Annotated in this window: 16 protein-coding genes; 10 read left to right on the top strand and 6 right to left on the bottom strand. The window is 68.4% G+C overall.

Features of this window, described 5'->3' with window-relative positions; all coding sequences use genetic code 11:
- Positions 1-37: 37 nt before the first annotated feature.
- Positions 38-3,862 (bottom strand): GH92 family glycosyl hydrolase, encoded by a 3,825-nt coding sequence (locus tag OG510_RS07475; RefSeq protein WP_406135995.1) that lies wholly within the window; start codon positions 3,860-3,862, stop codon positions 38-40.
- 471 nt (positions 3,863-4,333) lie between these two features.
- Between OG510_RS07475 and ngcE the strand changes: the two genes are divergently transcribed.
- From ngcE to OG510_RS07425, 10 genes are all read left to right on the top strand, one after another.
- Positions 4,334-5,776 (top strand): N-acetylglucosamine/diacetylchitobiose ABC transporter substrate-binding protein, encoded by a 1,443-nt coding sequence (gene ngcE, locus OG510_RS07470; RefSeq protein WP_406135994.1) that lies wholly within the window; start codon positions 4,334-4,336, stop codon positions 5,774-5,776.
- 49 nt (positions 5,777-5,825) lie between these two features.
- Positions 5,826-6,749, top strand: coding sequence for a carbohydrate ABC transporter permease (locus OG510_RS07465; protein ID WP_164259430.1), 924 nt, complete (start codon positions 5,826-5,828; stop codon positions 6,747-6,749).
- On the top strand, positions 6,749-7,666 hold the full coding sequence (locus OG510_RS07460; protein WP_406135993.1) for a carbohydrate ABC transporter permease: 918 nt from the start codon (positions 6,749-6,751) through the stop codon (positions 7,664-7,666). The genes OG510_RS07465 and OG510_RS07460 overlap by 1 nt, the downstream gene beginning before the upstream one ends.
- 281 nt (positions 7,667-7,947) lie before the next feature.
- Positions 7,948-9,147, top strand: coding sequence for an ROK family transcriptional regulator (locus OG510_RS07455; protein WP_164259427.1), 1,200 nt, complete (start codon positions 7,948-7,950; stop codon positions 9,145-9,147).
- Positions 9,148-9,279: 132 nt separating this feature from the next.
- Positions 9,280-10,386: a sugar ABC transporter substrate-binding protein gene (locus OG510_RS07450; RefSeq protein WP_164259481.1), complete on the top strand. Its 1,107-nt coding sequence runs from the start codon at positions 9,280-9,282 to the stop codon at positions 10,384-10,386.
- Positions 10,387-10,544: 158 nt separating this feature from the next.
- Positions 10,545-11,333, top strand: coding sequence for an ATP-binding cassette domain-containing protein (locus tag OG510_RS07445; RefSeq protein WP_164259425.1), 789 nt, complete (start codon positions 10,545-10,547; stop codon positions 11,331-11,333).
- The gene (locus OG510_RS07440; RefSeq protein WP_406135992.1) at positions 11,330-12,625 is read left to right on the top strand and encodes a sugar ABC transporter permease; all 1,296 of its coding nucleotides are present in this window, start codon (positions 11,330-11,332) and stop codon (positions 12,623-12,625) included. Before OG510_RS07445 ends, OG510_RS07440 begins: the two co-directional genes overlap by 4 nt.
- Positions 12,626-12,813: 188 nt before the next feature.
- Positions 12,814-14,736, top strand: coding sequence for a 1-deoxy-D-xylulose-5-phosphate synthase (gene dxs, locus OG510_RS07435; RefSeq protein WP_406142327.1), 1,923 nt, complete (start codon positions 12,814-12,816; stop codon positions 14,734-14,736).
- A gap of 163 nt (positions 14,737-14,899) precedes the next feature.
- Positions 14,900-16,375, top strand: coding sequence for an amino acid permease (locus tag OG510_RS07430; RefSeq protein WP_406135991.1), 1,476 nt, complete (start codon positions 14,900-14,902; stop codon positions 16,373-16,375).
- A gap of 112 nt (positions 16,376-16,487) precedes the next feature.
- The gene (locus OG510_RS07425; protein ID WP_406135990.1) at positions 16,488-17,534 is read left to right on the top strand and encodes a hypothetical protein; all 1,047 of its coding nucleotides are present in this window, start codon (positions 16,488-16,490) and stop codon (positions 17,532-17,534) included.
- Positions 17,535-17,559: 25 nt separating this feature from the next.
- On the opposite strand, the gene OG510_RS07420 is transcribed toward OG510_RS07425, so the two are convergent.
- From OG510_RS07420 to OG510_RS07400, 5 genes are all read right to left on the bottom strand, one after another.
- Positions 17,560-18,618, bottom strand: a complete 1,059-nt coding sequence (locus OG510_RS07420; protein ID WP_406135989.1) for an LCP family protein — start codon at positions 18,616-18,618, stop codon at positions 17,560-17,562.
- A gap of 249 nt (positions 18,619-18,867) precedes the next feature.
- Positions 18,868-19,311: a hypothetical protein gene (locus tag OG510_RS07415; protein ID WP_406135987.1), complete on the bottom strand. Its 444-nt coding sequence runs from the start codon at positions 19,309-19,311 to the stop codon at positions 18,868-18,870.
- A 263-nt stretch (positions 19,312-19,574) separates the two neighbouring features.
- Complete coding sequence (locus OG510_RS07410) at positions 19,575-20,210, bottom strand: hypothetical protein (protein WP_406135986.1); 636 nt, start codon at positions 20,208-20,210, stop codon at positions 19,575-19,577.
- Between the two features lie 82 nt (positions 20,211-20,292).
- Positions 20,293-22,425 (bottom strand): 3-hydroxyacyl-CoA dehydrogenase NAD-binding domain-containing protein, encoded by a 2,133-nt coding sequence (locus OG510_RS07405; RefSeq protein WP_406135984.1) that lies wholly within the window; start codon positions 22,423-22,425, stop codon positions 20,293-20,295.
- A complete protein-coding gene (locus OG510_RS07400) occupies positions 22,422-23,651 on the bottom strand; it encodes a thiolase family protein (RefSeq protein WP_406135983.1) in 1,230 nt (409 codons plus the stop codon). The genes OG510_RS07405 and OG510_RS07400 overlap by 4 nt, the downstream gene beginning before the upstream one ends.
- Positions 23,652-23,911: the final 260 nt, after the last annotated feature.

Genomic DNA, 23,911 nt, shown 5'->3' with positions numbered 1-23,911 from the left:
CGGCCGCCCGGCCGCCGGTCAGCCGGCCGGCCGCTGGTCAGGACAGCAGCTCCACCTCCGCCAGAGTCGCCGTGCCCGTGCTCACCAGGCGGTACTTCTTGTACGTGCCCGGGTGGTCCACCGAGAAGACCCGCGTCTGCTTGTCGTAGCCGAACGACTCACCGGAGCGCTTGTCCAGCGTGGTCCACTTCGTACCGTCGGCCGAGCCCTCCAGCTTCCACCCGGTCGGGGCCTTGGCCTTGTCCGACGAGGTGAGCGTGTACTGGACGGCCCGCGTCGCCGACTTCACCGGCAGATCGGCCGAGGTGAACGAGGCGTCCGTCTTCGACGTGTTGTCGAAGAGTGCGCCCGGACCGCTGATGGCGTCCTCGCGCGGCGACGGCACCTTGTCGTCCTTGGCGATGGAGACGGGCGCCGCCTTCTTGCCGGTGCCCCACTTCGAGGGCCGGGGGCCCATGGCGAAGTCGAGGGTGCCGCCGTGCTGCAGTACGTCGTTCGGCAGCGCGGTGGAGTTCCACGCCTTGCCGTTCACCTTGAGGCCCTGCACATAGATGTTCTTGCTGCTGTTCTGCGGAGCCTTGACCACCAGGTCCTTGCCGTTGTCCAGGTGCACGGTGGCCTTGGTGAACTGCGGGGAGCCGACGGCGAATTCACCGCTGCCCATCACCAGCGGGTAGAAGCCGAGCGAGGAGAAGATGTACCAGGCCGACTGCTCGCCGTTGTCCTCGTCGCCGTGGTAGCCCTGCCCGATGTCACTGCCGGTGTAGAGCCGGCCGAGCACCTCGCGGATCTTCTCCTGCGCCTTCCAGGGCTGGCCCGCCGCGTCGTACATATAGGTGACGTGGTGCGCCACCTGGTTGCTGTGGCCGTACTGGCCCATCCGTACGTCGCGCGCCTCGGTCATCTCGTGGATGACTCCGCCGTACGACCCCGTGTACTCGGGGCCCGCCGTCTCGGGTGTCGAGAAGTAGGTGTCCAGCTTCTTCGCCAGACCCGCCTGGCCGCCGTAGAGATTGGCCAGACCGCGCGAGTCCTGCGGAGCGGTGAACGCGTACCCCCAGCCGTCGGTCTCGGTGTAGTCGTACCCCCAGACCCTCGGGTCGTACTTGTCGGCCGGGAGCCGCCAGTCGCCTTCCGGGGTCCTGCCCTGGAAGAAGCCGACCTCGGGGTCGAAGAGCTTGACGTAGTTCTGCGCCCGGTTGAGGAAGTACTCCGACTCCTCCTTGTAACGGGCCTCATGCGTCTTCTTGTAGAGCGCCTTGCCCATCTGTGCGATGCCGTAGTCGTTGACGTAGCCCTCCATGGACCACGACATGCCCTCGTTGGTCGCGGTGGAGGCGTAGCCGGTGAACGGGGAGGTGTCCATGCCCTTGCGGCCGACGCCCGAGCTGGGCGGGACGACCGTGGCGTTCTTCAGGGCCGCCTCGTACGCCGCCTTCGCGTCGAACTTCACGCCCTTGACATAGGCGTCCGCGAACGCCACGTCCGAGCTGGTGCCGGTCATCAGGTCCGAGTAGCCGGGGGACGACCAGCGGGAGATCCAGCCGCCGTCCTTGTACTGCTGGACGAAGCCGTCGACCATCTTCCCCGCCTTCTTCGGCGTGAGGAAGGAGTACGCGGGCCAGGTCGTCCGGTAGGTGTCCCAGAAGCCGTTGTTGACGTACACCGAACCGTCCACGACCTTGGCGCCCGTGTGCGTCGGGGTGTTGTCCCCGGCCTTGGCCGAGAAGGGGCTGGCGTACTGCGTCTTCGAACCAACCTTCTCCGAGCCCGAGTTCGGGTACAGATACAGCCGGTACATGGAGGAGTAGAGCGAGGTCAGCTGGTCGTGCGTGGCGCCCTGCACCTCGATCTTGCCGAGGATCTTGTCCCACTGGGAGCGGGCCTTCGCCTCGGTCCCCGCGAAGGTGGACGACGCGGGGAGCTCCTGGGCGAGGTTGGCCTTCGCCTGGTCGACGCCGATGAGCGAGGTGGCCAGGCGCAGGGTGACCGTGTGGTTCTTGCCCGGCTTGAAGCGCATGTAGCCGGTGACGTTGTCGCCACCCCCGCCGGTGAGCTTCGAGCTCGCGGTGACCGGGGTGTCGGCGACGCCGTACACGAACATCCGGGTGGCGCCGGTGGAGCCGCCGCTCTTGACGTCCGAGTAGCCGCTGAAGGTGCCGGTCTTCGGGTCCAGCGTCAGGCCGCCGTCGTTGGAGATGTTGTCGAAGATCATGCTGGCGTTGTCACCGGGGTAGGTGAACCGCATCATCGCCGCGTGGTCGGTCGGCGTCATCTCGGCCTTGAGGCCGTTCTCGAAGGTGACCCCGTAGTAGTCGGGCTTCGCGACCTCGTTCTCGTGCTTGAACGGGAGGGCGCGCTTGGTGCGGGAGGCGTCCGGGGTTCCGGAGGCCACCGACGGCATCACCTGGAAGGTCTGCCGGTCGCCCATCCAGGGGCTCGGCTCATGGCTGGCGCTGAACGCCTGGAGGGTGGGCAGATTGTCGTCGTTGTTGCCGCTCGCGTAGTTGTAGAGCCAGCTGGTGGAGCCCGCGTCGGTGACCGGTGTCCAGAAGTTGAAGCCGTTGGGGACCGCGGTCGCCGGGAAGTTGTTGCCGCGCGAGAAGGAGCCGCTCGAATTGGTGCCCCGCGTGGTGAGGGCGTAGTCCGACAGATGCGCGGACGGCTTCTCGGCCTTCTTGGCCGCGAGCGCGATGTCGTCGATCCAGCCGCGGAACGTCGCCGGGCCCTTGGGGGAGTCGTACGCCACCAGGATCCGGTCGACGGTCTTGCCGGCCGCGACCGACCCGATGTCCGCCGAGACCGCGTTCCACTGGTTGACGTACAGCCGCTTGGCCGCCCCCTGCCCCTGCGGGGTCAGCAGCCCGCCGTTGGAGTCGGTGGCCTTCAGATCGCTCAGATAGGTGCCGTCCGTGAAGGCCAGATCGACCGCCACATTGGTGGACGGATAGTTCAGATCGGTCTTCCCCATCTCCGGGAAGACCTTGTACGACAGCTCGGTGTTCCGGCTGATCCGGGTATTGACGTCGAAGACCTTGTTGTACGAGTAGGCGCGGCCCGTGCCCTTCTGGGTGCCCTCGTACCGCAGCGACCTGGTGCCGGTGAATCCGGCGCCCGTCTTGGCGGTCGGCGACGAGGTGGGCCCGCTGTCCTCCCGCGTGATCATGTCCGACGGCGGGGGAGTGCTCGTGTCGCCGTTCGAGAACTGGACGTCGGCGAGCTGCACCGCGTCGGTGCCCCCGTTGTTGGCGGTGATGTCGAGGCGGTAGTGCGCGTACGCGGTGGCGGCACCCGCGATGTCGTACGACTTCGTCTGCAGCCGCTTGTCGAACTTCTGGCCCTGCTGGGTGTCGAGGGTCTTCCAGTCCTTGCCGTCGGTGGAGCCCTGGAGGGTCCAGTCCTTCGGGTCGCGCTCGTCGTGATCGTTGGCGGACGTCATGGCGTACGTCTTGAGCTTGACCGCCTCGTCAAGATCGAACTCCACCCATGCCGTGGGGTGGAACGCCAGCCATTTGGTGTCCGGGTTGATGTCGACGAGGCTGCCTTTGCCCTCGCCGCTTCCGGCGTTCTCGTCACTGGCGCGCAGGGCGACCACATGATCCGTGACATTGCCGGGTATTCCCGCATTGATCGTGCCATCGATACCGGAGGAGCGTTTATGGCCGTCAGGGCCTACTTCAACGGTATTGCGCCAGTCCGGCTGCGGCTGGTCCGCTTCGAACGAGGAGCTGAACCCCTTGTCCGCTCCCTTGGGTTGGGCGGGTTGGGCGACGGCGGCGCCCTGCCCCGTCACGACGAGCACAAAAGCGGTCGCCACCAGGGCGGCGGCCGGGCCGGCCCTGTGCCGAGGTCTGGTCTGCATGAGGGTCTTTCCTCTCACCTAAGCGCTTTGGACAACGTTGTCAGACTGCTGCGCAAGGTCCAGTAGGAAGGTAAGTGACATCTGAGTCAAGGGTGTTGACGGCGCGCGGGCGGAAGAATGGGTCGCGCTCCCACGCGAGGGTGTCACTCGGTGGGCGGAGTGCACCAGATGTCTGTGAGGTCTCAACTCGGGAAAGACTGACGTTCAAACCTGCATTCGATCTTGCCCAGTCGAAGGGAAGTGGACTATACCTGTCGACGTCCGCCTAGCCGTGTCTTTGGCGGCGGGCCAGGGGGGCGGGATCGGGGGCGGGGGCTTCATGGCACCCCGGCCGCATTCCCAGCTTTCCCTCCTGCAGCCAGTGCAACCCCAGCGTCAACTGACCGCGGTGGCGGGGCCCTTCGCCTGAGGCGAATTATCGACGGGCGACCGGTACACCGCCTGAGTCCTGTAGAAGGCGAGGACTTGAGCATGGGATCCACCTCCGCCCGCACCAATGAGGGCCTCGGCCGTCGTGATCTGATCAAGCGGTCTGCCGCTCTCGGCCTGATCACCGTTCCGACGATGAGTTTCCTCTCCGCCTGCGCGAGCAGCGACGGCGGCGACAAGCAGGTCAAAAAGGGCAAGAAGACGGCCGCCAACCCGCTGGGCATGAACGAGACCGCCCCGCTCGACATGGTCATCTTCGACGGTGGTTTCGGCACCGACTACGCCAAGGCCGCCAACACGCTGTACAAGAAGGCGCACCCGAAGTCCAAGGTGAACTTCTCGTCCACGCAGAAGATCCAGTCCGAGCTGCAGCCGCGCTTCAACGGCGGCACCCCGCCGGACCTGATCGACAACTCGGGCGCCGAGCAGATGGACATGGGTGTCCTCGTCGGCAAGAAGCAGCTCACCGACCTCACGCCGCTGCTGGACGCGCCGTCCATCGACGACCCGAACAAGAAGGTCAGGGACACTCTGCGGCCGGGCATCGTGGAGATGGGCCAGTACGACGGTCAGCCGTGCTGGATCATGAACTACGCGTACACCGTCTACGGCGTCTGGTACTCGCAGACCAACCTGGACAAGCTCGGTGTCGAGTACCCGAAGACCTGGGACGACATGCTCGCCGTCTGCGCGAAGGCGAAGAAGAAGGGCATCGCGGGCTGGACGTACGCGGGCAAGTACCCGTACTACATCCCGTTCTCGCTCTTCCCCTTCATCGGCAAGATCGGCGGCCGCAAGGTCCTCGACGACATCGACGACCTGGCGCCAAACGCCTGGAAGCACCCCGCGGTCAAGGCCGGCTTCGACGCCTACTACGAGCTCTTCAAGAAGGGCTACATCCTCAAGGGCACGCCCGGCATCGACCACATCCAGTCCCAGACGGCCTGGACCGAGGGCAAGGCGCTCTTCATCCCCAACGGCTCCTGGGTGGAGAACGAGGCGGCGAAGACCACGCCCAAGGACTTCCAGATGAAGGTCGGCGCGCCGTCCAGCCTGGACTCGTCGGACAAGATGCCGTACGGCACCATCTGGGCCTCCGGCGGTGAGCCCTTCATCGTGCCGCGGAACGCGAAGAACCCCGAGGCGGGCATGGAGCAGCTGCGCATCATGCTCAGCGAGGAGTCCTCCAAGACGTTCACCACCAAGGTGAAGTCGCTGTCCGCCTTCAACGGCGGCACCGAGGGCCTGCAGCTCTCGACGGCCCTCCAGTCGGGCCTGGACGTGCTGAAGGCCGCGGGCGACAACGTGGTCAACCCGAGGCTCCAGGACTGGTACGTGAAGCTCCAGAAGGAGCAGATCGGCGTCTCCGTCCTCGGCGAGATGATGGCCGGCCGTATGACCCCGGCCGAGGCCGTCAAGAAGTGTCAGCAGTACGCGGACGCGGCGGCCAAGGACTCGTCGATCAAGCACTACAAGCACCAGTGAGCACGCGTCACCAGCGGCGGCACCCGCCGGAAGATCGGGGTCGGTAACCATGCAACAAGGTAAGTACCGGTTCATTGTGGGGTTCTTGATACTCCCACTGGCGTTGTACGCAGTCTTCGTCATATGGCCGTTCATTCAGTCGATCTATTACTCGTTCACCGACTGGACCGGCTTGAGCCCGGACTTCAAAATGGTCGGCTTCGACAACTACAGCCGGATGCTCCACGACTCCACTTTCTGGAAGTCGCTGGAACACAGCGTCCTTTTCGTGCTGTTGCTGCCGCTGGTGACGCTCGGCCTCGCGCTGTTCTTCGCCTTCATGCTGAATGTCGGTGGCCGGCGCCGTAAGGGCGCGGCCATCGCGGGCGTACGCGGTTCGGGGTTCTACAAGATCGCGTACTTCTTCCCGCAGGTGCTGTCGATCGCGATCGTCGCCCTGCTCTTCAGGTTCATCTACAACCCCGACGGGGGCATCCTCAACGGCGCCCTGAGCGCGGTCCATCTCGACAGCATCCAGCCGAACTGGCTCGGCGACCCGAAGCTGGCCCTCTGGTGCATCTTCGCGGTCCTGGTCTGGTCGCAGGTCGGCTTCTTCGTGGTGCTCTTCTCCGCCGGTATGGCGTCCATTCCGAAGGACTTCTACGAGGCGGCGCTGCTGGACGGCGCGAGCCGGGTCACGACGTTCTTCCGGATCACCCTTCCGCTGCTCTGGGACACCGTGCAGTCGGGCTGGGTGTACATGGGCATCCTGTCCCTCGGAGCCGAGGCGTTCGCCGCCGTGAACATCATGAGTGTGGGCCCCGGCGGCCCCGCCCAGTCCACCACCGTGCTGCCGCTGTTCGTCTACCAGACGGCGTTCCGCGACGGAGCGGCCGGATACGCGACAACGATCGGCGTCGCCCTTCTCGTACTCACCATGGTGTTCGCCGCCATCGTGATGCGGCTGGGCCGGCGCGAGCGGCTGGAGTTCTGATGAAGACCACTGACACCCCTCCGGCCGACCTCACCAAGGAGAGCGAGCCCGCGCCGCCGCCGGCCGCGCCCGTGGCGCCCCCGGAGAAGAAGAGCGGCGGCACCCTCAACGTCTTCTCGCACGGCGTGCTCATCATCTGGGCGGTGCTGGTCGTCGTACCGCTGCTGTGGGCGGTGATGTCCTCCTTCAAGAACGACCACGACATCCTCGCCGAGCCGTGGAAGCTGCCGGACCGGCTGCACTTCGAGAACTGGTCCCGCGCCTGGGGCCAGGCGCACATGGGCCAGTACTTCGGGCACACCCTCGTGGTCGTCGGCTGTTCGCTCGTCGGCACGCTGCTGCTCGGCTCCATGGCGGCCTATGTGCTGGCGCGCTTCGACTTCCCGGGGAACCGGTTCATCTACTTCCTGTTCGTCGGGGGGATGAGCTTCCCGATCATCCTGGCGCTTGTGCCGTTGTTCTTCGTCATGAACAACATGAGTCTGCTGAACACGACCCAGGGCCTGGTCCTGGTCTACATCGCCTACTCACTGCCGTTCACCGTCTTCTTCCTCACCTCCTTCTTCCGGACGCTGCCGGGAGAAGTGGCCGAGGCGGCCACGCTCGACGGGGCCTCGCACACCAGGACCTTCTTCCAGGTGATGCTGCCGATGGCGAAGCCGGGCCTGATCAGCGTGGGCATCTTCAACTTCCTCGGCCAGTGGAACCAGTACCTGCTGCCCACGGTGCTGAACACCGACCCGAAGCAGCGGGTGCTGGCCCAGGGCCTGGTCGAACTGGCCACCAGCCAGGGATACAAGGGCGACTACTCCGGCCTCTTCGCCGGTCTGGTGATGGCGATGCTGCCGGTCCTCGCTGCGTACATCATCTTCCAGCGGCAGGTTGTCGCAGGGCTGACCGCGGGAGCGCTGAAGTAGAACTTCCCCTTCCGCTCCGACACCTCTGTTCAGCGCCTCCGTTCAGGACCTCTGTTCAGCATCCGAACCGCCCGACGGCATCCACTGTCGGGCGGTTCGTCCGTTTCACCCCGGCGGCCGCCCGCTCATCCGTGTCTGCCCACGCTCAAGGTCTTGACGGGAGAGAGGGCCAAAGGGTCAGCTGAGAGTTCACATGTTGGAGATAGGGCGGGGCTCAACACACGCGCCCCGCGCGGGGACGGCCGTCGTGCCGTCCGCCAGTGGCAGGAGTGGATGAGTCGATGGAGACTCCGGGATCGCAGACGTCTCTGCACCGGGCCAACCTCGAGCGGGTCGTGCGCGCGGTGCGTATGGCGGGCTCGCTCACCCAGGCGGAGATCGCCCGCAGCACGGGGCTCTCGGCAGCCACGGTCTCCAATATCGTTCGCGAACTGAAAGAGGGCGGCACGGTCGAGGTCACCCCGACCTCCGCGGGCGGCCGGCGGGCCCGCAGCGTCTCGCTGAGCGGCTCCGCGGGCATCGTGATCGGCGTCGATTTCGGGCATACGCATCTGCGCGTCGCGGTGGGGAACCTCGCCCACCAGGTGCTCGCCGAGGAGTCCGAGCCGCTCGATGTGGACGCCTCGTCCGCGGAGGGCTTCGGCCGGGCCGAGGAGCTGGTCAACCGGCTGATCGAGGCCACCGGAATCGGCGCCGACAAGGTCGTCGGGGTGGGGCTCGGGGTGCCGGGGCCCATCGATGTCGAGTCGGGCACCCTCGGCTCCACGTCGATCCTGCCGGGGTGGTCGGGCATCAACCCGAGCGACGAGCTGGCCTCCAGGCTCGGAGTGCCGGTGTACGTCGACAACGACGCCAACCTGGGCGCGCTCGGCGAGCTGGTCTGGGGGAGCGGGCGCGGGGTCAGGGACCTCGCGTACATCAAGGTCGCCAGCGGGGTGGGCGCCGGTCTGGTGATCGACGGGCAGATCTACCGGGGCCCCGGCGGCACCGCGGGCGAGATCGGGCACATCACGCTCGACGAGTCGGGCCCTGTCTGCCGCTGCGGCAACCGCGGGTGCCTGGAGACCTTCACGGCCGCCCGGTACGTCCTGCCCCTCCTGGAGTCCAGCCACGGCACCGGTCTGACCATCGAGCGGGTCGTCCAGCTCGCCCGCGGCGGCGATCCGGGCTGCCGCCGGGTGATCGCGGACGTCGGCCGGCACATCGGCAGCGGTGTGGCCAACCTCTGCAACCTCCTGAACCCCACCCGGGTGGTGCTCGGCGGAGACCTCGCCGAGGCCGGTGAGCTGGTGCTCGGCCCGATCCGGGAGTCGGTCGGCCGGTACGCGATCCCCAGCGCGGCGCGGCAGCTGTCGGTGCTTCCCGGGGCGCTCGGCGGCCGGGCCGAGGTGCTGGGCGCGCTGGCGCTCGTCCTCAGTGAAATGGGCGATTCAAGTCTTTTGGACGCGGCACTGCCTACCGGCGCTCCTGCCTTCACTTAGATAACGAATGACACCGTTGCCATCTCGTTAAGGATTTACTCCTTGACGCTGGCCTGGCAGCCGAGTTGACTCCAGGCACCTCGGCCGCAAAGTCGCGGCCTCGTCAGGGAGGTTTCTGAAGTGAACACGCAGATGCGTCGTGCCGCCGTGGCCGTGGCCGTCACCGCGATGGCTGTCTCTCTCGCCGCCTGTGGCAGCGCCAAGGAGTCCGGCGGGAAGGACAAGGCGTCCTCGAACTCCGCCAAGAAGGGCGATGCCCTCAACATCGGTCTGCTCCTGCCGGAGAACCAGACCGCCCGGTACGAGAAGTTCGACAAGCCCCTGATCGAGAAGAAGGTCAAGGAGCTGACGAACGGCAAGGGCAAGGTCACCTACGTCAACGCCAAGCAGCAGGCCGACACCCAGAGCCAGCAGATGGACACCATGGTCACCAACCAGGTGGACGCCATCATCGTGGACGCCGTCGACGCCAAGTCCATAGCCTCCTCGGTCAAGAAGGCCAAGGAGGCCGGCATCCCGGTCGTCGCCTTCGACCGCCTCGCCGAGGGCCCGATCGACTCGTACGTCTCCTTCGACAACCAGACCGTCGGAAAGACGCAGGGCACCGCCCTGCTGAAGGCGCTGGGCACCAAGGCCAAGTCCGGCAAGATCGTCATGATGAACGGCTCCTCCACCGACCCGAACGCCGCCGACTACAAGAAGGGCGCGCACTCCGTCCTCGACGGCAAGGTGAACATCGGCAAGGAGTACGACACCAAGGAGTGGAAGCCGGAGAACGCCAACTCCAACATGGAGGGCGCGATCACCGCCATCGGCAAGAAGAACGTCATCGGCGTTCTCTCCGCCAACGACGGCATGGCGGGCGGCGTCATCACCGCCCTCAAGTCCGCCGGTGTCAGCCCGATCCCGCCGGTCACCGGACAGGACGCCGAACTCGCCGGTGTGCAGCGCATCGTGGCCGGTACGCAGTACATGAGCGTCTACAAGCCCTACCTCCGGGAGGGCCCGGTCGCGGCCGAGATGGCCGTGGCGCTCGCCAAGGGCCAGAAGCTCGACTCGATCGTCAAGACCAAGGTCGACAGCACCAGCCAGAAGAACATCCCCTCGGTGATCTTCCCGGTGTACTCCCTGACCAAGGCCAACATCAAGGACACCGTCATCAAGGACGGCATCTACACGGTCGGCGACATCTGCACCCCGGCCTACAAGGCCGCGTGCAACAAGATCGGACTGAAGTAATCCCCCTGCCCCGCAAGGGAATTACGCATCACTGAAGCCCGTCCGGCGCCCCGCCCCCCAACCGTCCCGCTGCCGGGGCGGGGCGCCGGATGGTACCCCGCTCAGCCACCGCGCCCTCATGGCAGCGCGGTATCCCCGCCGGTCAGGCGGCGAAGGAGATGGTTCAAGTGTCCGCTACGCCCGTGCTGGCGTTGCGTGGGGTCTCCAAGCGATTCGGTGCCGTCCAGGCGCTCACCGATGTGGAGCTTGAGGCTCACGGCGGTGAAGTGCTCGCCCTCGTCGGCGACAACGGAGCCGGAAAGTCCACGCTGGTCAAGACGATCGCAGGCGTGCACCCCATCGATGACGGCGTCATCGAATGGCAAGGCAAGGCAGTACAGATCAACAAGCCGCACGACGCGCAGAACCTGGGCATCGCCACCGTCTACCAGGACCTCTCGCTCTGCGACAACATCGATGTCGTCGGCAACCTCTACCTCGGCCGTGAGCTGCGCAAGCGCGGTGTCCTCGACGAGGTCGAGATGGAGCGCCGCTCCCGCGAGCTGCTGACCACGCTCTCGATCCGCATCCCCAGCGTGCGTATCCCGATCGCCTCGCTCTCCGGCGGCCAGCGCCAGACCGTGGCCATCGCGCGTTCCATGCTCGGTGAGCCCCAGCTCGTCATCCTCGACGAGCCGACGGCGGCCCTCGGTGTCGAGCAGACCGCGCAGGTGCTCGACCTCGTCGAGCGGCTCCGCGAGCGCGGCCACGCCGTCCTGCTCATCAGCCACAACATGGCCGACGTGAAGGCCGTGGCCGACAAGGTCGCGGTGCTCAGGCTCGGGCGCAACAACGGTGTCTTCGACGTGAAGACCACCTCGCAGGAAGAGATCATCGCCGCCATCACCGGCGCCACGGACAACGCTGTGACCCGTCGTGCGTCGCGCGGTGTGGAGGTTCAGAAGTGAGCATCGACAAGTCCCCTGCCAAGGACGCCGCGCCCGGCGCGGTGGACGCCCCGGCCCCGGCCGCCGAAGCGGTCACCGCTGTCGACCCCCGGCTGGTCGTACGCGAGCAGGGTTTCGCCGGCTACCTGTCCGAGTTCAAGCGCAAGATACGCGCCGGTGAGCTCGGCTCCATCCCGGTGGTCGTCGGCCTGATCGTCATCGCCGCGATCTTCCAGAGCGTGAACTCCCGCTTCCTCACCGCGGGCAACCTGACCGACATCTCCGTCACCATGGTCGGTACGGGCATGATCGCGGTCGGGATCGTCTTCGTCCTGCTGCTCGGTGAGATCGACCTCTCGGTCGGCTCGGTCAGCGGTGTCGCCGGTGCGGCCTTCGCCGTGCTGAACGTCACACACGGGATGAACCAGTGGCTCGCCCTGGTCCTCTCCATCCTCACCGGCACGGTCGCCGGCGCGATCCACGGCTTCTTCTTCGCCCGGATCGGTGTCCCGGCGTTCGCCGTGACCCTGGCAGGTCTGCTGTTCTGGAACGGCTTCATGCTCCAGGTGCTCGGCGACAACGGCACGATCAACCTGCCCGGTGACGGCCCCATCGCCAACATGACCGGCTACTACTTCTCCGACGTCGCGGTGGCCTACGGCTTCGCCCTGCTCGGCGTGGTGGTCTTCTTCCTCACCTCGTTCGTCGACGCCCGGCGCCGTGAGGCCGCGGGTGTGCCCTCCAGGCCGCTCAGCGAGATCCTGCTGCGCACCGCGGTGCTGGCGGTCGTGGGCTTCGCCGTCGCCTTCATCTACAACCAGTACAAGGGTCTGCCGCTCGCCGTCATGATCTTCCTGGTGGTGCTGGTGGGTACGGACTTCCTGCTCCGCCGCACCACGTACGGCCGTAAGGTCTTCGCACTCGGCGGCAGCGTCGAGGCGTCCCGCCGGGCCGGTATCAACGTCACGCTGATCCGGATCTCGGTCTTCGCCATCGCCGGTACGTTCGCAGCCGTCGGCGGTCTCTTCCTCGCCTCCAAGATCGCCACGGCCAACCAGGGCGCCGGCAGTGGTGACCTGCTGATGAACGCCATCGCCGCCGCCGTCATCGGCGGCACCAGCCTCTTCGGCGGCCGCGGCCGTACCTGGAACGCGCTGCTCGGTGTACTCGTGATCGTCTCGATCCAGTACGGCCTGTCGCTGCAGGGCATCGCCTCGCCGATCCAGTACATGATCACCGGTGGTGTGCTGCTCGCCACGGTCGTCATCGACGCCGTGACCCGCAAGACCCAGAAGTCCGCGGGCCGCGCCTGACCACGCGCGGCACGAAACCGCACATCGGACGCCCGGCCGGGGGAACTCCCGTGCCGGGCTCCCGTGCGTCCCGGTACGCCGAACGGGTGACGTACGACGCACCGCCCGATGACGACTGCCCCGGATGGAACATTAGACTCGACAGACCCGGCAAGGCTCGATCACAGTTCGAACGCAAGGAGGCACGGGTGCCGCTGCTGACCCGCATCAGGGGACCGCGCGATCTGGACAGGCTGGGCCCGGAGCAGCTGGAACAGCTGGCCGGGGAGATCCGGACCTTCCTCGTCGACGCCGTGTCCAAGACCGGTGGCCATCTCGGCCCGAATCTGGGTGTCGTCGAGCTGACCATCGCCCTGCACCGCGTTTTCGACTCGCCGAAGGACCGGGTGCTCTTCGACACCGGTCACCAGAGCTATGTGCACAAGCTGCTCACCGGCCGCCAGGACTTCTCGAAGCTCAAGGGCAAGGGCGGCCTGTCCGGCTACCCCTCGCGCGCCGAGTCCGACCACGACGTCATCGAGAACTCGCACGCCTCGACGGTCCTGGGCTGGGCCGACGGCCTCGCCAAGGCCAACGAGATCCGCGAGAAGGACGACCATGTCGTCGCGGTGATCGGCGACGGCGCACTGACCGGCGGTATGGCCTGGGAGGCCCTGAACAACATCGCCGCGGCCAAGGACCGCCCGCTGGTGATCGTCGTCAACGACAACGAGCGCTCCTACGCGCCCACCATCGGTGGGATGGCCAATCACCTGGCCACCCTCCGCACGACCGACGGCTACGAGCGCTTCCTGGCGCGGGGCAAGGACCTCCTGGGCCGCACCCCGGTCGTCGGCAAGCCGCTGTACGAGACGCTGCACGGCGCGAAGAAGGGCCTCAAGGACTTCATCGCACCCCAGGGCATGTTCGAGGACCTCGGCCTGAAGTACGTGGGCCCGATCGACGGCCACGACATCGAGGCCCTGGAGTCCGCGCTGGAGCGCGCCAAGGGCTTCGGCGGACCGGTCATCGTGCACTGCATCACCGAGAAGGGCCGCGGCTACAAGCCCGCCGAGCAGGACGAGGCCGACCACTTCCACGGGATCGGCCCCATCCACCCCGACACCGGCCTGCCCATCGCCGCCGCGGGCTTGGACTGGACGTCGGTCTTCGGCGAGGAGATGGTCAAGCTCGGCCACGAGCGCTCCGACATCGTCGCGATCACCGCGGCCATGCTCCAGCCGCTCGGCCTGGAGAAGTTCGAGAAGGCGTTCCCGGACCGCATCTACGACGTGGGCATCGCCGAGCAGCACGCGGCGGTCTCGGCTGCGGGCCTGGCGACCGGGGGACTGCACCCCGTCTTCGCGGTCTACGCGACCTTCCTCAACCGGGCGTTCGACCAGGTACTGATGGACGTCGCCCTGCACAAGTGCGGTGTCACCTTCGTCCTGGACCGTGCCGGTGTCACCGGCACGGACGGCGCCTCGCACAACGGCATGTGGGACATGTCCATCCTCCAGTGCGTCCCGACGCTGCGCATCGCCGCTCCGCGCGACGCCGAGCAGGTGCGCGCCCAGCTCCGCGAGGCCGTCCAGGTCGAGGACGCGCCGACCGTGGTGCGTTACTCCAAGGGCGTCGTCGGCCCGTCGGTCCCCGCCGTGGGCAGGGTCGGCGGGATGGACGTGCTGCGCGAGGCGGGCACCACGGCGCCCGACGTCCTGCTCGTCTCCGTCGGCGCGCTCGCCCCGATGTGCCTGGAGATCGCCGAACTGCTCAACAAGCAGGGCATCTCCACCACCGTGGTCGACCCGCGCTGGGTCAAGCCCGTCGACGAGGCGCTCGCCCCGCTCGCCGAGCAGCACCGGGTGGTCGTCACCGTCGAGGACAACAGCCGCGCCGGAGGCGTCGGTTCAGCGGTCGCCCAGGCGCTCCGCGACGCCGGGGTCGACGTACCGCTGCGGGACTTCGGTATCCCGCCGCGCTTCCTCGACCACGCCTCGCGCAAGGAGGTCATGGCCGAGATCGGGCTGACGGCGCCGGACATCGCACGTCAGGTCACCGGCCTCGTCGCGAAGATCGACGGCCGGTACGAGAGCCCGTCGGCCGCTTCGGCGGAGCCCGCCCGCGACTGACCCGGACCACCTCCGCGCCCGGCCGCGCGGCACCGGACGAGCCGGTGGGCCTACCTGTACGGGTGGTCCCACCGGCTCATTCGTGTGAAAGGTCCTCACCTGGGGGTACATCGCACTCACGCGCTCGGATCATGGCGAGGACTACAAGCGTGGAGGTACACCCGTGAGCACCAGTCTCTTCCGGACGAAATCCGTGGAGCAGTCGATCCGGGACACGGAGGAACCGGAGCACGCACTCAAGAAATCCCTGTCCGCACTGGATCTGACGGTCTTCGGTATCGGGGTCGTCATCGGTACCGGGATCTTCGTCCTGACCGGTCTGATCGCCAAGCAGACCGCCGGCCCTTCCGTGGCGCTGGCCTTCGTGGTCGCCGGTGTCGTCTGTGCCCTCGCGGCGCTCTGCTACGCCGAGTTCGCTTCGACGGTGCCCGTCGCCGGCTCCGCCTACACCTTCTCGTACGCGTCGCTCGGTGAGGTGCCGGCCTGGATCATCGGCTGGGACCTCGTCCTCGAACTCGCCCTGGGCTGCGCGGTGGTGGCGGTCGGCTGGTCCGGATATGTGCGTTCGCTGATGGACACGGCCGGAATCGGCATGCCGCAGGCGCTCTCCGGGACGCAGAACGGAAAGTTCGGCTTCGACCTGCTGGCCGCCCTGCTGGTCCTGGTGCTGACCGGGATCCTGGTCCTCGGTATGAAGCTGTCCTCGCGCGTGACGACCGTCATCGTGGCCGTGAAGGTCACCGTCGTCCTGCTGGTGATCATCGTGGGCGCGTTCTACATCACCGGATCGAACTACCACCCCTTCATCCCGCACTCCGTGCCCGGCTCGGCCGGCGGCAGCCTCAAGGACCCGCTCGTACAGCTCTTCGGCTTCGCGCCCGGCGCCTTCGGCGTGATGGGGATCTTCACCGCGGCCGCCGTCGTGTTCTTCGCCTTCATCGGCTTCGACATCGTCGCCACCGCCGCGGAGGAGACCCGCAACCCGCAGCGCGATGTGCCGCGCGGCATCCTCGGCTCGCTGGCGGTCTGCACCGTGCTGTACGTGGCGGTGTCCATCGTCGTCACCGGTATGCAGAAGTACACCAAGCTCTCCACGGACGCCCCGCTCGCCGACGCGTTCAAGTCGGTGGGCCACCCCTTCTGGGCGGGTGTGATCAGCTTCGGCGCGGCCGTCGGCCTCACCTCCGTCTGTATGATCCTGCTGCTCGGCCAGAGCCGGGTCTTCTTCGCCATGAGCCGTGACGGGCTGCTGCCCCAGGTCTTCTCACGGGTGCACCCCAAGTTCGGTACGCCCTACCGCTCCACCATCCTGCTCGGCCTGATCGTGGCCCTGGTGGCGGGCTTCACCTCGATCAGCGAACTCGCCGAACTGGTCAACATCGGGACGCTGTTCGCCTTCATCCTGGTCGCCGTCGGCGTCATCATCCTGCGCAAGAAGCGCCCCGACCTGCCGCGCGCCTTCCGGACCCCGCTGGTCCCGCTGGTGCCCGTCGTCTCGGCGCTCGCCTCGCTCTGGCTGATGCTCAACCTGCCGGCCGAGACCTGGATCAGGTTCGGGATCTGGATGGTCATCGGCGGTGTGGTGTACGTCTGGTACGGGCGCAAGCACAGCCGGATGGCCGAGCCGGAGCAGAAGTAGCAGTGCCCGGTGCCCGGGCCGCGGCAGGCTCGGGCACCCACCGCTCTCACCAGCCGGAATGTTATTCTCAGCGGTACCGTTCGACCGGCTGAGGGAAGGCTGGCAGCCAGCCATGTCGTCGCATTCCGCACAGGCCGCAGGTCCGGCCACGAGCTGCTGGCTGCTGCGGGGCAACGACGGCAGCCTCAGTGCCTACGCCCCGGCGGACGGCGGCCTGCTCCGCTGGACCGAACAGCGGCCCGGCGGGCCCGACTGGACGGATCCGCAGTTCATCGAGGCCCCCGGCCTCACCCACGCCACCCTCGCCCAGGGCCAGGACCGCTATGTCCATCTGGTCACCCGGCGCACCACGGCCCGCGGCGTCGAGCTGATGCACGCGACGCAGTACCAGACGGGTCGGCCGTTCGGCCCCTGGCACTCCCTCGGCAACCCGCACAAGGACGAGAGCCGCGCCCGGGCGATCGGGGCCCCGGCGGCCGTGGTCGCCGACGACGGGCGGGTCCATGTCTTCGTACGCAACGCGGGCGGCGGAGTCAGCCTCCGCAGACAGGGCAAGTCCGGCAAGTGGGAGGGGTGGAAGGACCTGAAGGGCAGTCACCTCCTGGAGGCGATGCCCGCCGCGGTCGCCGTCGGCAGCCGGGTCGAGCTGCTCGCCCCGGCCGACAAGCAGCTGTCGCGCTGGTGCCAGGAGGAGCCCGGCGGCGACTTCGCCGAAGCGGAGCCCTTCGCCGCCACGGCCGCCGCCGGATCCGTCACCGGCCTGTCCACCGCGGACGACCGCGCCACGTACTACGGCTGCGCCTCAGGCGGCGCCGGGGTGACCGCGCACCGCACGGGCGCCCCGGCCCTGGAGCTCGGCGGCGCGCCCGACGGGGGACCGGTGGCGGTGTTGCGTACCCCCATAGAGGGCTTCGACTGCACGGTTCTCGCCTACCGCGCGCGCAACGGCCGGCCCGCCATCGCCGCCTGCCCCACCGAGGGCGAGGCCGACGGTCTGTGGTGGACGGAGACCGGCGAGCCGTCCCTGGGCGCGCCCTCGCTCGCCGTGGACGCCGAGGACCGGGTGGTGCTCGCGGCCGTCGCCGTTGACGGCACGCTGCGGGTGGCACGCCAGAAAGCGGAACCGGGTCTCGCGCTCGCGGCGTGGACCCGGGCCTGAACGAGCGGCCGGCGAGCTGTCCCGGTCAACCGCCGTGCGCCGGGGACTTCTTCGCCGCATCGGGGACCTCGGTGTCCGTGCGGATCGCCTTCCACAACTGGGTGGCCTGCGGCTCGGCCGCCACCACACGGTTGGGGTCGGCCTTGTCGTACGCCACCGGGAGCATGATCGTCTCCATGGTGTCCGGGTTGACGCCCTTCATGCTGCGGGCGAACTCCGCCAGCTTGGTGAGCGAGGCCAGATCCGAGTCGGTGGTCAGGGACTTGGTCGCGGAGTTGGCGATCTTGTACGTCTTGGAGGGGCTGCTCAGCATGTCCTGCTTCTGCACCTCGCTCAGCAGGTCGAGCAGGAACTGCTGCTGGAGCCCGATCCGGCCCAGGTCGCTGCCGTCCCCTATGCCATGCCTGGTCCGTACGAACTCCAGGGACTGGGTGCCGTTCAGCTTCTGCGGACCCGCCTTGAGGTTGAGGCCGCTCGCCCCGTCGTGGATGTCCTGCGGGACGTCGACGGTCACCCCGCCTATCGCGTCCACCAGCCCCTTGAAGCCGGCGAAGTCGATCTCCATGTAGTGGTCGATCCGTACATGGGACATCTGCTCCACGGTCTTCACCACACAGGCCGGACCGACCTGCGAGTAGACCGAGTTGAACATCACGCGGTGCGCGGACGGCACGGACGAGCCGTCCGACTTGGCGCACTCGGGACGGGTCACCAGGGTGTCCCGCGGGATGCTGACCGCGGTCGCCCTGCTGCGCCCCTCGGGCACATGGATCACCAGCGCGGTGTCGGAACGGGCCCCGCTGACGTTGCCGCCCGCGATCCTCCCGTTCTCCCCGGCCCGTGAGTCGGACCCCAGGACCAGCAGGTTCTGCCCGGTGGTGGGCAGCTTCTCCGGGCGGTCCTTGCCGAGCGACTTGTTGATGTCGACGCCCTTGATGTTGCCGTTCAGGCTGCTGTACAGCCACCATGCGGTCCCGCCCGCGGCGAGGACCAGCACCAGGAGTACGAGCAGAGCGATGCGGAGCCCGCGACGGCGCTGCCGGGGGGCCTTGCGCGAGCGGGGCGGGGTGGTGGCCTGAGTCATGCCGTGGTTGTCCTCTGATCCCGTGAATCGGCGGTTGTGGCGGGGTGACGACCGCGTCTGGCATGGGGGGACTGGCGATCGGTCGGGTGCGACGGCGCGAAAAAGGGGGGACGTCGTTGCCGCCGGTTTCGATTGGCACCAGAGCATATAGGCAAATGTGTGCGTCTTGTGTGCGTCTATCGTGCTGATGTGCGCCAAGGGGGGCACCGCGGACCCCGCGGCGAAGGGGGCGACAGCGCCATGGTGGCATCAACCGGGCCGCGTGCCGAGGAGTACGGACATCGGGACCCGCAGGCTGCGGCGCTGCTCGTCGGGACCCGGCAGGAGGCGGCCGCGGCGCTGCTCGTCGCGGCCACGCCCGCCGACGCGGCCGTTCTGCTGGCGGGTACCGGCGGTCCCGGTGAGGTCACCGCCGTCTGTCTGGCGAGCGGGGAGCCGTGGGAGCGGCGGGAGTTCGAGAGGGCCGTGTCCGATGCCGTACGGCAGGGCCGGCGGGTCAGCGGCGAACTCCGTGTCCTCGCGCCGCGTGAAGACGGTGTGCAGGCGGTGCTGGCCGAACTCCGGTCCCTGCGGCCCGCGCTGGTCATCACCACGGGCCCCGACGCCCCGTCCGGAGCGCCCGCCGGGGACCGCGGCACCGAGCAGCGCCGTACCGCCGCCGCGTGCGCCGCCCTGCGGGCCGCCGGTATCCACCGGCGCGAGAGCGGGCAGCCGCTCCTGGTCGACTGCCGGGAGCCCGCCCCTGCCGCCGCGTCCGGTACGGCGCTCCGCCCCCGGTACGCGCTGCCGGGCAGCTGGCTGATCAGGGGCAACGACGGCCGTCTCTCCGCCTATCTGCCCACGGCCGGGGCGGTGCTGCGCTGGACCGAGGGGGTGACCGGCGGCTGGTCGGGGCCCGAACGCCTCGACGCGCCGGGCCTGTTGCCCGGTCTGACCGTGGTCCAGGGGCCGGACGGCTATGTACGGCTGGTCGGGCTGCGGCGTACCGCACGTGCCGGTGGCGCCGTCGCCGTGGACGTGGTGTGCGCGACGCAGTACCAGACGGGACGTCCGGCCGGGCCGTGGCACTCGCTGGGCAATCCGCACCGCGCCGAGCCGGAGCGGGGCCGCCATGTCGGCTTCCCCGTGGCCGCGTTCGACGACGACGGGACGCTGCATGTCTTCATCCGCAACGACGAGCACACGGTGAACACCCGGCACGAGAAGCCCGACGGCTCGTGGTCGCCCTGGCGGCATCTGCGCGGTACGAAGACCGCGGACGAACTGGTGGCCCTGCGGGTGCCGGACGGCAGGGTGGAACTCTTCGCCCGGCTGCGGGACGTTCCCGGCACGGCGCGCTGGAGCCGGACGGGGCCCGCCGGGGCCTGGGCCGAGGACACCGGCGCCCAGGTCCATGCCGCTGACGGCACACTGGCGCCCGCGCCGGAGAGCGGCGCCCTGCGCTTCCGGTACGCGGGGACCGGCGAGCTCTGCCAGTGGTCGTGGAACACCGCGGGCCCCGTGACCCTGCACAGCTCCGACGTGACGGGAAGGGCTGTGGGTGCGGCGGGCGTCGACATCGGCGGCTGGGCCTGCACCGTGCTGGCGGCCACCGACTCAACGCCGTGTGCCCGCCCCGGGATCGCCGGGACGGGCACACGCGCGAGGGGCTCCGGTGGTCCGGAGCGGCCAGGGTCAGGCAGGGACGCTCGCGACACCGCGGGCGAGGAACGGCTTGCCGTTCACCCGCGTCGACACGCCCTCACGGTCCAGGTACGGCGTGATGCCGCCCAGGTGGAAGGGCCAGCCGGCGCCGGTGATCAGGCAGAGGTCGATGTCCTGGGCCTCGGCCACGACACCCTCCTCCAGCATCAGACCGATCTCCTGCGCCACCGCGTCCAGGACACGGTCGCGGGTCTGCTCCTCGGAGAGCACCGACGTGCCCTGCTGGAGGAGCGCGGCGACCTCCGGGTCCAGCTCGGGCTTGCCCGACTCGTAGACGTAGAAGCCGCGCTTGCCCGCCTTGACGACGGCGGCCAGGTTCTCCGAGACGGTGAAGCGCTCGGGGAAGGCGCGGTGCAGGGTCTCCGAGACGTGCAGACCGATGGCGGGGCCGACCAGTTCGAGCAGGACCAGCGGCGACATCGGAAGGCCGAGCGGCTCGACGGCCTTCTCGGCGACCTCGACCGGGGTGCCCTCGTCGATGACGTTCTGGATCTCGCCCATGAAGCGGGTGAGGATGCGGTTGACGACGAACGCCGGGGCGTCCTTCACCAGCACCGCGGTCTTCTTCAGCTTCCGCGCGACACCGAACGCCGTGGCCAGCGAGGCGTCGTCGGTCTGCTCGCCGCGGACGATCTCCAGGAGCGGCAGGATCGCGACCGGGTTGAAGAAGTGGAAGCCGACGACCCGCTCGGGGTGCTTCAGCTTCGACGCCATCTCGGAGACCGAGAGCGACGAGGTGTTGGTGGCGAGGACCGCGTGCGCCGGGGCGACCGCCTCGACCTCCGCGAACACCTGCTGCTTGACGCCGATCTCCTCGAAGACCGCCTCGATGATGAAGTCGGCGTCCGCGAAGCCCTCGGCCTTGTCGAGCACACCGCTCACCAGGGCCTTGAGGCGGTTGGCCTTGTCCTGGTTGATACGGGACTTCAGCAGCAGCTTGTCGATCTCGGCGTGCACATAGCCCACACCCTTGTCGACACGCTCCTGGTCGATGTCGGTCAGCACCACCGGCACTTCGAGACGGCGCAGGAAGAGCAGCGCCAGCTGCGAGGCCATCAGACCGGCGCCGACGACCCCGACCTTGGTGACCGGGCGCGCCAGGTTCTTGTCCGGGGCGCCTGCCGGGCGCTTGGCCCGCTTCTGGACCAGGTTGAACGCGTAGATGCCGCTGCGCAGTTCACCGCCCATGATCAGGTCGGCGAGCGCTTGGTCCTCGGAGTCGAAGCCCTTGTTCAGGTCGCCGTCCTTGGCGGCGGCGATGATGTCAAGGGCGCGGTAGGCGGCCGGGGCCGCGCCGTGCACCTTGGAGTCGGCGATGGCCCTGCCGCGCTCGACCGCCTGGTCCCAGGCGTCGCCGCGGTCGATCTCCGGGCGTACGACTTCGATCTCGCCGCGCAGGACCGCGGAGGTCCAGATCAGCGACTGCTCCAGGAAGTCCGCGCCCTCGAAGATCGCGTCGGCGATCCCCAGCTCGTGGACCTGCTTGCCCTTCAACTGCCGGTTCTGGTTCAGCGAGTTCTCGATGATGACCGAGACCGCGCGGTCCGCGCCGATCAGATTGGGCAGCAGCGCGCAGCCGCCCCAGCCGGGCACCAGGCCGAGGAAGACCTCGGGGAGCGAGAACGCGGGCAGCGACTTGGTCACCGTGCGGTAGGCGCAGTGCAGACCGACCTCGACGCCACCGCCCATCGCCGCGCCGTTGTAGTACGCGAAGGTGGGGACGGCCAGCGTGGACAGCCGCTTGAAGACATCGTGGCCGCCCTTGCCGATGGCGAGCGCGTCCGAGTGGTTCTTCAGCAGCTCGACACCCTTGAGGTCGGCGCCGACCGCGAAGATGAACGGCTTGCCCGTGATGCCGATACCGACGATCGTGCCCTCGGCGGCCTCCTTCTCGACCTGGTCGATGGCGGCGTCGAGGTTGGCCAGCGACTGCGGGCCGAAGGTGGTCGGCTTGGTGTGGTCCAGGCCGTTGTCGAGCGTGATGAGCGCGAACCTGCCCGCGCCGCCCGGCAGATCGAGGTGGCGTACATGCGCCTGGGTGACGACCTCGCCGGGGAACAGCTCGGCCGCGCCCTTCAGGAGGTCGGAGGTGGTGGTGCTCACTTGGTGCCTCCGGCGGTGGTGTCGAAGTGGGGGTTCTCCCAGATGACCGATGCGCCCATACCGAAGCCGACACACATGGTGGTCAGGCCGTAGCGGACCTCGGGCTGCTCCTCGAACTGCCGGGCCAGCTGCGTCATCAGCCGCACACCGGACGAGGCGAGGGGGTGACCGAAGGCGATGGCGCCGCCGTACTGGTTGACCCGCGCGTCGTCGTCGGCGATGCCGTAGTGCTCCAGGAAGGCGAGCACCTGGACGGCGAACGCCTCATTGATCTCGAAGAGGCCGATGTCGTCGATGGAGAGGCCGGCCTTGGCGAGGGCCTTCTCGGTCGACGGGATCGGGCCGTACCCCATGACCTCGGGCTCGACACCCGCGTACGCGTACGACACCAGGCGCATCTTGACCGGCAGCCCGAGCTCGCGCGCGGTCTCCTCGGACGCGAGCAGCGAGGCGGTGGCGCCGTCGTTGAGCCCCGCGGCGTTGCCGGCGGTGACCCGGCCGTGCGCGCGGAACGGCGTCTTGAGACCGGCGAGCGACTCCAGGCTGGTGCCAGGACGCATCGGTTCGTCGGCGGTGGCCAGGCCCCAGCCGGTCTCGCCGGCCTCGGGGTTGGTACGGCGCACCGACACGGGCACCAGGTCCTGCTGGATCTTGCCGTTGGCGTACGCCTTGGCGGCCTTCTCCTGCGAGCGCACCGCGTACTCGTCGGTGCGCTGCTTGGTGATCGTCGGGTAGCGGTCGTGCAGGTTCTCCGCGGTCATGCCCATGAAGAGGGCGGACTCGTCGACCAGCTTCTCGGAGACGAACCGCGGGTTCGGGTCGACGCCCTCGCCCATCGGGTGGCGCCCCATGTGCTCGACGCCGCCCGCGAGGACGATGTCGTACGCGCCGAAGGCGATCGACCCTGCGGTCGCGGTCACCGCGGTCATGGCGCCCGCGCACATGCGGTCGACGGAGAAGCCGGGCACGGACTGCGGCAGCCCGGCCAGGATGCCCGCGGTGCGCCCGAGGGTCAGCCCCTGGTCGCCGATCTGCGTGGTGGCCGCGATGGCCACCTCGTCGATCTTCGCGGGGTCGAGATCCGGGTTGCGGCGCAGCAGCTCCCGGATCGCCTTCACGACGAGATCGTCGGCGCGGGTCTCGTGGTAGATGCCCTTCGGGCCCGCCTTGCCGAACGGGGTGCGGACGCCGTCGACGAAGACGACGTCCCGGATGGTACGAGGCACGATGGCTCTCCTCCAGGGTGCGGGATGGCACTGCTGCTGCGGGCACGCCGGGGCGCGCTGCACAAGGCCATGCTACCCACGGGTAACCATGCTGCCCAGTCCTTGGGGCGGGAGCGTCGAAGGTCACACGCCGGACGGACCAGTGGAGGAGCCGCCTGACGTCGCCGATGGCCAGGTCCAGCACCTGGGCATTCCGGAATTCGGCCAGAAATAGCGGTTGTCCGGCCTTCTTCGCGCCGGAGAGATCGGATAGTCCGCTC

The organism is Streptomyces sp. NBC_01089, assembly GCF_045162975.1.
Lineage (GTDB): Bacteria > Actinomycetota > Actinomycetes > Streptomycetales > Streptomycetaceae > Streptomyces.
The sequence above is the reverse complement of the archived record's forward strand: the minus strand, read 5'-3'. Positions and strand labels throughout refer to the sequence as shown.

Bases quoted from the DNA above. Each gene is read 5' to 3' on its own strand.
- OG510_RS07420 (WP_406135989.1), bottom strand. From the start codon at position 18,618: ATGACTCAGGCCACCACCCCGCCCCGCTCGCGCAAGGCCCCCCGGCAG.
- OG510_RS07465 (WP_164259430.1), top strand. From the start codon at position 5,826: ATGCAACAAGGTAAGTACCGGTTCATTGTGGGGTTCTTGATACTCCCA.
- OG510_RS07450 (WP_164259481.1), top strand. From the start codon at position 9,280: ATGCGTCGTGCCGCCGTGGCCGTGGCCGTCACCGCGATGGCTGTCTCT.
- OG510_RS07425 (WP_406135990.1), top strand. From the start codon at position 16,488: ATGTCGTCGCATTCCGCACAGGCCGCAGGTCCGGCCACGAGCTGCTGG.
- OG510_RS07445 (WP_164259425.1), top strand. From the start codon at position 10,545: ATGGTTCAAGTGTCCGCTACGCCCGTGCTGGCGTTGCGTGGGGTCTCC.
- ngcE (WP_406135994.1), top strand. From the start codon at position 4,334: ATGGGATCCACCTCCGCCCGCACCAATGAGGGCCTCGGCCGTCGTGAT.
- OG510_RS07475 (WP_406135995.1), bottom strand. From the start codon at position 3,862: ATGCAGACCAGACCTCGGCACAGGGCCGGCCCGGCCGCCGCCCTGGTG.
- OG510_RS07460 (WP_406135993.1), top strand. From the start codon at position 6,749: ATGAAGACCACTGACACCCCTCCGGCCGACCTCACCAAGGAGAGCGAG.
- OG510_RS07455 (WP_164259427.1), top strand. From the start codon at position 7,948: ATGGAGACTCCGGGATCGCAGACGTCTCTGCACCGGGCCAACCTCGAG.